Origin of the sequence: Neobacillus niacini, assembly GCF_031457145.1 — a bacterium.
Lineage (GTDB): Bacteria > Bacillota > Bacilli > Bacillales > Cytobacillaceae > Neobacillus > Neobacillus niacini_J.
Genome location: NZ_JAVDVZ010000002.1, coordinates 818,737 through 828,012 on the forward strand (window position 1 = coordinate 818,737; position 9,276 = coordinate 828,012).

Annotated in this window: 6 protein-coding genes, 17 tRNA genes and 1 rRNA gene; 1 reads left to right on the forward strand and 23 read right to left on the reverse strand. The window is 40.4% G+C overall.

Features of this window, described 5'->3' with window-relative positions:
- Window positions 1-86 precede the first annotated feature (86 nt).
- The 5 genes from J2Y03_RS08840 to queG form a co-directional block, all read right to left on the reverse strand.
- Window positions 87-1,982, reverse strand: a complete 1,896-nt coding sequence (locus J2Y03_RS08840) for a PrkA family serine protein kinase (RefSeq protein ID WP_132085336.1) — start codon at window positions 1,980-1,982, stop codon at window positions 87-89.
- 599 nt (window positions 1,983-2,581) lie between these two features.
- A complete protein-coding gene (gene nfsA / locus J2Y03_RS08845; RefSeq protein WP_310192963.1) occupies window positions 2,582-3,331 on the reverse strand; it encodes an oxygen-insensitive NADPH nitroreductase in 750 nt (249 codons plus the stop codon).
- 54 nt (window positions 3,332-3,385) lie between these two features.
- Window positions 3,386-3,859: a tRNA (uridine(34)/cytosine(34)/5-carboxymethylaminomethyluridine(34)-2'-O)-methyltransferase TrmL gene (gene trmL, locus J2Y03_RS08850; protein WP_132085333.1), complete on the reverse strand. Its 474-nt coding sequence runs from the start codon at window positions 3,857-3,859 to the stop codon at window positions 3,386-3,388.
- A gap of 65 nt (window positions 3,860-3,924) precedes the next feature.
- Window positions 3,925-4,797 (reverse strand): amidase domain-containing protein, encoded by an 873-nt coding sequence (locus J2Y03_RS08855; protein ID WP_310192967.1) that lies wholly within the window; start codon window positions 4,795-4,797, stop codon window positions 3,925-3,927.
- A gap of 88 nt (window positions 4,798-4,885) precedes the next feature.
- A complete protein-coding gene (queG, locus tag J2Y03_RS08860; RefSeq protein WP_310192968.1) occupies window positions 4,886-6,019 on the reverse strand; it encodes a tRNA epoxyqueuosine(34) reductase QueG in 1,134 nt (377 codons plus the stop codon).
- 106 nt (window positions 6,020-6,125) lie between these two features.
- On the opposite strand from queG, the gene J2Y03_RS08865 reads away from it, so the two are divergent.
- Complete coding sequence (locus J2Y03_RS08865) at window positions 6,126-6,797, forward strand: B3/B4 domain-containing protein (RefSeq protein ID WP_310192971.1); 672 nt, start codon at window positions 6,126-6,128, stop codon at window positions 6,795-6,797.
- A gap of 83 nt (window positions 6,798-6,880) precedes the next feature.
- Here the strand turns inward: J2Y03_RS08865 and J2Y03_RS08870 are convergent.
- From J2Y03_RS08870 to rrf, 18 genes are all read right to left on the reverse strand, one after another.
- Window positions 6,881-6,954 (reverse strand) — tRNA-Gly (locus tag J2Y03_RS08870).
- A 553-nt stretch (window positions 6,955-7,507) separates the two neighbouring features.
- A tRNA-Leu gene (locus J2Y03_RS08875) sits at window positions 7,508-7,589 on the reverse strand.
- Between the two features lie 25 nt (window positions 7,590-7,614).
- Window positions 7,615-7,700, reverse strand: a tRNA-Leu gene (locus J2Y03_RS08880).
- A gap of 40 nt (window positions 7,701-7,740) precedes the next feature.
- Window positions 7,741-7,811, reverse strand: a tRNA-Cys gene (locus J2Y03_RS08885).
- 6 nt (window positions 7,812-7,817) lie between these two features.
- A tRNA-Gly gene (locus J2Y03_RS08890) sits at window positions 7,818-7,892 on the reverse strand.
- A 4-nt stretch (window positions 7,893-7,896) separates the two neighbouring features.
- Window positions 7,897-7,971 (reverse strand) — tRNA-Gln (locus J2Y03_RS08895).
- Between the two features lie 32 nt (window positions 7,972-8,003).
- Window positions 8,004-8,079 (reverse strand) — tRNA-His (locus J2Y03_RS08900).
- Between the two features lie 15 nt (window positions 8,080-8,094).
- A tRNA-Trp gene (locus tag J2Y03_RS08905) sits at window positions 8,095-8,168 on the reverse strand.
- 60 nt (window positions 8,169-8,228) lie between these two features.
- Window positions 8,229-8,313: transfer RNA gene (locus J2Y03_RS08910), tRNA-Tyr, on the reverse strand.
- Between the two features lie 24 nt (window positions 8,314-8,337).
- Window positions 8,338-8,413, reverse strand: a tRNA-Thr gene (locus tag J2Y03_RS08915).
- A gap of 25 nt (window positions 8,414-8,438) precedes the next feature.
- Window positions 8,439-8,514, reverse strand: a tRNA-Phe gene (locus J2Y03_RS08920).
- 49 nt (window positions 8,515-8,563) lie between these two features.
- Window positions 8,564-8,640 (reverse strand) — tRNA-Asp (locus J2Y03_RS08925).
- A 3-nt stretch (window positions 8,641-8,643) separates the two neighbouring features.
- Window positions 8,644-8,717: transfer RNA gene (locus J2Y03_RS08930), tRNA-Met, on the reverse strand.
- 20 nt (window positions 8,718-8,737) lie between these two features.
- Window positions 8,738-8,813, reverse strand: a tRNA-Val gene (locus J2Y03_RS08935).
- A 67-nt stretch (window positions 8,814-8,880) separates the two neighbouring features.
- Window positions 8,881-8,955: transfer RNA gene (locus tag J2Y03_RS08940), tRNA-Glu, on the reverse strand.
- A gap of 23 nt (window positions 8,956-8,978) precedes the next feature.
- Window positions 8,979-9,070, reverse strand: a tRNA-Ser gene (locus J2Y03_RS08945).
- A gap of 9 nt (window positions 9,071-9,079) precedes the next feature.
- A tRNA-Asn gene (locus J2Y03_RS08950) sits at window positions 9,080-9,154 on the reverse strand.
- Window positions 9,155-9,171: 17 nt separating this feature from the next.
- Window positions 9,172-9,276: ribosomal RNA gene (gene rrf, locus J2Y03_RS08955) — 5S ribosomal RNA — on the reverse strand; the annotation flags it as partial.

The following is a 9,276-nucleotide window of genomic DNA, read 5'->3' on the forward strand; positions in this document are numbered from 1 at the left end:
AATGGACGAGCATAGAGCTTTGCATTTCGTATGAAAAAAACAGACTGGCAGATTCCTTCCGCCAGTCCCTCCTATTTTTCTCCACTTTAACGGTTTAATAAGCTGCCAACATATCGTAATAGTTCATTCGCTGAGGTTGAGTTATAGCCATGCTCATCAATTAATCTGGCAACAACATCATTAATTTTCTTTAATTGCTGCTCATCAGGTGTTTTAGATGAAGTCGTAATCTTCACCACATCTTTAAGATCAGCAAATAATTTCTTTTGGATTGCTTCGCGAAGTCTGTCATGTGAGTTGTAGTCAAACCGTTTACCTTTTCTCGCAAAGGCAGAGATACGGATCAATATTTCTTCTCTAAACGCTTTTTTCGCGTTTTCGGAAATTCCAATTTGTTCTTCAATCGAACGCATTAATTTCTCATCCGGGTTGATTTCCTCACCGGTTAACACATCACGCAGCTTTGCTTTGTTACAATAGGCCTCAACATTATCAAGGTAATTGTCCATTAACGTTTTAGCAGACTCTTCATAGGAATAAACAAATGCTTTTTGAACTTCATTCTTGGCAATATTATCATACTCTTTTCGAGCAACAGAGATAAAATTCATATAACGATCACGGAGTTCAGCTGTGATGGATGGATGTTGATCCAGTCCGTCTTTTAATGACCTTAATACGTCTAAAGCATTAATGGACGGTATTTCTTTTCGGATAATAGTAGATGATATCCGGTTAATAACATAACGCGGGTCAATACCACTCATACCTTCATCCGGATACTCTTTCTTTAATTCACTAACATCAACAGCATTAAAGCCTTCTACATTTTCCCCATCATACAGGCGCATTTTCTTTACTAAGTCAATATCGCCCTTTTTCGGTTCCTTAAGACGGGTTAAAATCGTAAACATGGCGGCAACCCTAAATGTATGAGGTGCTATATGCACATCAGAAACATCACTTTCCCGAATCATTTTCTCATAGATTCTTTCTTCCTGGGAAACTTTTAAATTATAAGGGATTGGCATAACGATAATCCTAGAATGCAAAGCTTCATTCTTCTTATTCGAGATAAATGAGCGATATTCCGTTTCGTTTGTATGGGCAACAATCAGCTCATCAGCTGAAATTAATGCAAACCTTCCTGCTTTAAAATTTCCTTCTTGTGTTAAAGATAGCAGGTGCCACAAGAATTTCTCATCACATTTCAACATTTCTTGGAATTCCATCATCCCGCGATTCGCTTTATTTAGTTCTCCATCAAAGCGGTAGGCACGTGGATCTGATTCTGAACCAAATTCGGCAATGGTTGAAAAGTCAATACTACCTGTTAAATCGGCAATATCTTGAGATTTCGGATCGGATGGACTAAATGTTCCGATTCCAGTACGCTTATCCTCTGAGAAAAAGATTCTTTCTACCAACATATCTTCAATTCTTCCACCGTATTCCTTTTCCAGGCGCATCATATTCAATGGAGAAAGGTTTCCTTCAATTCGAATTCCATATTCTTCATAAAAATCCGGACGCAAATGATGCGGAATTAAATGAAGCGGGTCTTCGTGCATCGGGCAGCCCTTAATAGCGAATACAGAGCCTCTTTCCGTATGAGAATAAGCTTCTAAACCACGTTTAAGCATCGTAACAAGTGTAGATTTCCCTCCACTTACTGGACCCATTAATAATAATATTCTCTTTCTTACATCAAGTCTTTTTGCTGCAGGATGAAAGTATTCCTCGACTAGTCGCTCCAGTGACTCCTCTAAACCAAATAATTGGTTACTAAAGAAATTGTAATTCTTTGTTCCTTTTACTTCCTCAATCCCAGCGTCTTTGATCATATTATAAACTCGTGAATGTGCAGATTGTGCTACCCATGGCTTCTCTTTTAATAACAGTAAATAATCCCCAAATGACCCTTCCCAACGGAGCTTTTCTTCTTCTTCTCGAAACATCTCGATTTTTTTTAGAATATCCATAAGGCCCTCCCCCTGTAGCTTTATCAGAGACGATTAATATACTCTATGCACGTAGGAACTTGAACATGCGTAGCGTTGTATTATTCCTGCCTATCTTTTTTGACTTAAGAAAAAAAAGGAATATTGCTCTTTTTATTTTTTTAAGATAGGCTATAATAAATGTATATGTGTCTATTCAAAGAATTATTTTAAAATTAAGGAGGCTTTACATAAGCATGGGAACATTTCTAATTGTTTTAGTTATGGTGGCGTTTATAGCAGCTATCTTTACATCGGGTTATAATGATAAGCCAGGTTCAAATAAATAAAGTTACTATTAAAATAGGCTGCCCTGTGGGCAGCCTATATTATTTATAAGAATGGTATCGTTTTGTGCAAAGCTGTACGGTTTTTTGTATAAGTTGTACGCTTATTTGTAAAAGCTGTACGCTTTTCGGTATAAACTGTACACTTATTTGTAAAAGCTGTACGCTTTTCGGTATAAACTGTACACTTATTTGTAAAAGCTGTACGCTTTTCTGTATAAACCGTACACTTATTTGTAAAAGCTGTACGCCTTTCTGTATAAACTGTATACTTTCCGTAAAAGCTGTACACTTTTATCTCAGATTCATCTTGTTTTTATGAACAAATTCCTTCATATACATCCGTGTTTGTTTTTCAAGCATATTGGCCATTTGCTCTGTCCAGTGATCTTTTCTTTTTCCATCTGTGCGCTGTTCATAATAGGCAGAAATCATTTCATCAAATTCTTTAAGCTGACGTAAATAAACTTCTTTATCCTGTTGGTATTCTTCTTCATGATAGACATGTTCTATCGGCAGCCTTGGCTTTTGATCATTAATACGTTCCGGATAACCAACTGTCATACCGAAAAGTGGAATGACTCTCTCAGGTGTTTTTAATAATTCCTTAACTGCCTCCAGATTATTACGGATTCCTCCTATGTAACAAATCCCCAGCCCCATTGATTCCGCAGCAATTGCTGCATTTTGAGCTGCCAACGCCGCATCGATTAGCGCCACCATAAATTTCTCTGTACTTTCAATCGAAGTTAGAACATCTTTCCCTTCCATTTCTCCAATTAATTCATGACGGCTTAAATCTGCGCAAAAGACAAAAAGATGACCATTCTCTGCAACATATTCTTGGTTTCCCGCAATCTCCGCAAGTCTCCTCTTTTTTTCCTTATCCTTGATGCCGATAATGGAGTAGGCTTGGATAAAACTAGATGTAGACGCAGCTTGAGCACTTGCCACTATTGTTTTAATTTGTTCATCACTTAACGGCTTGTCCTTAAAATGACGAATAGATCGATGATTTAATAAAGTAGTAATCGTTTCATTCATTGAAATCCTTCCCTTCTATTTAACAAAAAGAGGCCTTTGTTGGCCTCTTACCTCTTATTTTAAATGACCATAATCTTGCTGGCGCAACGCTTCATAGATTAGAATCGCAGCGGTATTTGATAAATTCAAGGAACGAATATTTTCATTCATCGGAATGCGCAGGCTGACATCCTTATTATTTTCAATCACGTCTTTTGGAAGGCCAGTTGTTTCACGGCCAAAAATGAAATAATAATCTTTATCAGGATTGCTATAATTGAATGAACTATAAGGCTTCTCACCAAATTTAGTAATATAGAAAAACTCTCCGCCTTCATTCTTCTCATAAAAATCATCGAGAGAATCATAGTAAACAATGTTTACAAACTCCCAATAATCTAACCCCGCTCTCTTTAACATTTTATCATCTGTTGAAAATCCTAATGGACGAATCAAATGTAAGGATGTATCGGTTCCAGCACAGGTTCTTGCAATGTTTCCTGTGTTTGAAGGTATTTGCGGCTGATATAGTACGACATGTATTGCCAAGTAACTCACCTCATAAAAAAGCTTTCTAATCATTATACCATTATCCACCTGGCAAACAAATTTTCTCAACCATCAACAATTGTGAAAAACTTATATTTAATATTGGGTGTGTAGGCGGTTGAATCTTCATATGCCCAGTACCTCATTCGGCTATTGAACGTATTCGCATTTACCAGCGGCATTCCATAGGCATCCTTAGCTGTTACCATCGTGTTATGGTTATAACGGCCGTCCCCTTCAAAATCGTAGCAGATGACATCCCCCAATAACAATTGATCCGGGCTGCTAACTTCTCTAGCCCTTAAACCACTCTCCGAATTAGCCAAATACAACCTTAAGGAATGGGCCACAGTCCAGCTATAGCTCCAATTATTATTTTGGAGCCACCAGCCTGTTCCCTTGTTGGGATACCCTCTCATCGGTGCTCCGCCAGCGTTAAGACATTGCGAGATATAATTCGTACAGTTGTTTTCGAATGTCTTATAAGCAGGATTATAGCTATTCCACCAGCGTTCTGCATATTGAACCGCTTTCAAGCGATTATATTGATAGCTGATACTCTTATCACGATCTTCTTTCTCATCTAAAAATAATTCCTTTTCTGATATCAAAGCATAGGGGTTTATTTCTTCGTCCATGATCAAATCATTTTTAAAAAACTTCCCCAACCTTACTTCCACTTCTTCTTCCAAATAAAGTGTGTCATTTTGTTTAATAAGGTATTGGTAATGAACCTGATAGGTAGTGGTTTGGAAATCGCCCTCAACAGATTGATTGATGATATCCCCCCGCGCCTTCACTTTTACTATGTCTGCGGAACGTTTGGCAAAAGACTCCAGCTTCTTTTCAGCCTTTTGATAATTCCCTGATTGCCTCTTATTCTTTGAAACAAATTGTTCGACTCGTCCTTTAAACAATTTTTGGAGTGATTTATCCACCTTCATCTCCCCCTTCTGTTTCATACATATGTGCAGAAGGGAAATTTAATCAAAAAAAATGAGCAAAGACTTAAATGTCCTGGCTCAATTAGTTCTTAAGTTTTAGTAAGCTTTTTTCAATTTCACTCTTTACTTTTAAATCGTCTTCTTTTATTACAACTTTTTCTAGTGCTTTGACTGCCTCTGGACTGCCGATTTTCCCTAGAGCCCAGGCAGCGGTTTCCTTTAGAACAGTGCTGGTTTCATTTTCTAAAACACTCTGTAAATCAGGAATTGCGGTTTCATCCTTGAAATGTGCCAGTGCGATGATGGCATTGCGTTGAATCGGCTTTTTGCCTCTCCATGATCCCGCTACGGGGCCGAATTTGTTTTTAAATTCTCGATTACTCATTTTTAGTAACGGCCTTAGTAATGGCTTGGCTAGCTCAGGGTCAGCCTCCATTTCCTCATGGAAGTGAAAATCCTTCCCTTTATTGACTGGGCAGGACGTTTGGCAGGAATCACAGCCATACACCCGGTTGCCAATCTTATCTCTAAATTCCTCAGGAATCACAGCTTTTGTTTGTGTTAAAAAGGCTATACAGCGCTGAGCATTAATTTGTCCGCCTTGTACCAACGCTCCCGTCGGGCAAGCTTCAATACATGCTGTACAGGAACCGCATTGATCCTCCATCGGGGTATCAGATACAAAAGGAATGCTGGTAATCATTTCGCCTAGATAGACGTAGGAGCCAAACTCCGGCGTCATGACCGCACAGTTTTTACCGCTCCAGCCAATCCCAGCTCTCACTGCTACAGCACGGTCAGAAAGCTCCCCGGTATCGACCATGGATTTGAGACGAGCATCTGGTACTTTTGCTAAAATAAATATCTCTAGCTTTTTTAACCGATCTCGTAAAATATGATGATAATCTAATCCCCATGATGCACGGGAAAAAAAGCCCCTCCGCTCGCCTCTTTTCCCTTCAACACGAACCTTCATTTTCGAAGGATAGGCGAGAGCAATTGAAATAATCGACCGTGGTTCTGGAAGAAGTAAGGCTGGTGTAACCCGTTTTTCAATATCAGGCTCTTCAAAACCTGATTGAAACCCAAACTCCTGCTGGCGAAACAGTCTATTTTTTAACTCAGTGAAAGGATCAGCCGTGGTAAAACCAATTTTATCAATGCCGATTGTTTTACTATACGCAATGACTTCTTCCTTCAATTGGTCAATATTCATTTGGAAACCTCCCTTCTTCTAAAAATGATCTATAGTAAGCCGCTAATTTCTCGTTCCACATCTCATTATGATAAACTATTTTTATGAAATATTGGAGGTGGAATCATTGGAAATTCAGCTTTCGCCAGAAATAATCAGCAAGATTCCTAATTTTAAGCTTGGAGTCATTGAATATAAAGATATTACAGTAGGCGATTCCCCACAAATGGTAAAAGGAAGACTGCAGCTATTTCAAGAATCGATTTACTTTGATTTAGAAAATAAAAATCTAACAGAGCTGCCAGGTATTCAAGAATGGCGCAGTATTTTTAAAACATTTGGCAAGGACCCCAACCGTTATCGGCATTCTGCAGAGGCTCTATACCGCAGAGTCAAGAAACAGAATTATCTTACAGCGGTCCAAAGTGCCATTGATATCAATAACTTTTTCTCCCTACAATATCAAGTTCCGATTGGTATTTATGACACGGATCAATTAGAGGGAGCAATAACGATTGAAGTGGCTAAGGCAGGAGAAGAATATTTAGGCCTGAATGGCCGGATGAATTCGTTAGAAAACCTCATCGTCTCATCGGACCAGCTTGGACCATTTGGAAGCCCTTTTGTAGATTCCAGTAGAGCGCCGGTAACGGCAGCAACCAAAAATGCACTGCAGATCATCTATTTACAGCCCTCAACAGCGGTGAAAAGTGCTGAGAGGCTGACAGAGTCATTGATGAAGATGTTCACCCAAATACATGGCGGCGACGCAAGCTTCAATATAATAGGAAGCGATTAGTGCCTCCTATTATAACACCCTTAATATAATAAAAACGCAATGCATCGTTCTCAAGTAACGATACACTGCGTTTGGAATATGTATGGAGCGGGTGATGAGAATCGAACTCACAACATCAGCTTGGAAGGCTGAGGTTTTACCACTAAACTACACCCGCATTTATTAATGTCATCTATATGCGCTGACCTTTACTATATTACCTACTTTTTTAAATATCGTCAAGCGATTTATGCAGATTTTGTCGAAAATATTCTATATACATTAATCATACCCATATATTATCTTTGTTAACTTTGAGTTTGTATGGAACAAAGTGTAAAAGGGATTTGACCTTTCCTTCTATCAAGTTTTTTCCGGGCCCACTGGGAATCAGATGGCTTGTAACTTAATAAAGTACTAAAAAGAAAACGCCCCAAAGAACGTTTTCCTACCAAAAATTTTTTCCTTCATTAACCAAATAATAACTTTGTTGCATGTATCCATGTTTTGGCCATCAGCATATTCCCCATAGAATTCATATGGACACCATCTATTGTAAGATCATTGTCATTAATAGACTCTAAGAATACCATGGAGCCTTTATGATGACCGGAATCGAAGGAAATACTATAATACAGTCACAGAGATCCTATATATAAATTAATAAAACAAAAAAGTTTCTTACAATGTGTAAGAAACTTTTTTTATCGCATTGGCAAGCGACAAGATGATACCGGTGGTCGGGGTCGAACCGACACTCCTCACGGAACACGATTTTGAGTCGTGCGCGTCTGCCAATTCCGCCACACCGGCATAATAAAATTTGTAAAAATACTAATGCCGAGGACCGGAATCGAACCGGTACGGTAGTCACCTACCGCAGGATTTTAAGTCCTGTGCGTCTGCCAGTTCCGCCACCCCGGCGCAATATAATGCACTATTAATATCTTAGAAAAAAAATAGAAGGCGGCAACCGGATTCGAACCGGTGGTAAAGGTTTTGCAGACCTCTGCCTTACCACTTGGCTATGCCGCCATATTATGGAGCGGAAGACGGGATTCGAACCCGCGACCCCCACCTTGGCAAGGTGGTGTTCTACCACTGAACTACTTCCGCAAATTGGCTGGGCTAGCTGGATTTGAACCAACGCATGTCGCAGTCAAAGTGCGATGCCTTACCGCTTGGCTATAGCCCAATGATAATTTTTTCTTCATCCAATATGATTTTTGGGGCGACTGATGGGAATCGAACCCACGAATGCCTGAACCACAATCAGGTGCGTTAACCACTTCGCCACAATCGCCACAATGAAGTTAATTGGCAGGGGTAGTAGGAATTGAACCCACACCAAAGGTTTTGGAGACCTTCGTTCTACCTTTAAACTATACCCCTATAAATGGAAAGTTATTTTACTTTCAAACAACATTGGTTATTTTGCTTCGCAAAAAACATTGGTGGAGGGGGACGGATTCGAACCGCCGAACCCGGAGGGAGCGGATTTACAGTCCGCCGCGTTTAGCCACTTCGCTACCCCTCCACATGATATTACATTTTCACCAAATGGTGCCGGCTAGAGGACTTGAACCCCCAACCTACTGATTACAAGTCAGTTGCTCTACCAATTGAGCTAAACCGGCAAGCATATAATCAATAGAATAAAAATGGTGGCTCAGGACGGAATCGAACCGCCGACACAAGGATTTTCAGTCCTTTGCTCTACCGACTGAGCTACTGAGCCACACTATAAAGCCTTTTTTAAAAAAGCCAAACGACTTTTAAGATAAAAATGGCGGTCTGGACGGGACTCGAACCCGCGACCTCCTGCGTGACAGGCAGGCATTCTAACCAACTGAACTACCAGACCGAATTGCGGGGACAGGATTTGAACCTGCGACCTTCGGGTTATGAGCCCGACGAGCTACCGGACTGCTCCACCCCGCGATAATAAAAATTAACATATATGGTGGAGGATGACGGGATCGAACCGCCGACCCTCTGCTTGTAAGGCAGATGCTCTCCCAGCTGAGCTAATCCTCCATTATTAAGGAAAGTTATTTTTCACTATCGTGAAAAAAATTCTGGTTATTTTCTAACGAAAATAACTTGGTGACCCCTACGGGACTCGAACCCGTGTTACCTCCGTGAAAGGGAGGTGTCTTAACCACTTGACCAAGGGGCCATCTGTTAATAGAAAGTGTTTTATGGCGGAGAGCAAGGGATTTGAACCCTTGAGACAGGGTTACCCGCCTACACGATTTCCAATCGTGCTCCTTCGGCCGCTCGGACAGCTCTCCATAAAAGAATGGCTCCGCAGGTAGGACTCGAACCTACGACCGATCGGTTAACAGCCGATAGCTCTACCACTGAGCTACTGCGGAATAATTAAATTGGTGCAGCCTGGCAATGTCCTACTCTCACAGGGACAAAGTCCCAACTACCATCGGCGCTGAGAAGCTTAACTTCCGTGTTCGGTATGGGAACGGGTGTGACCTTCTCGCCA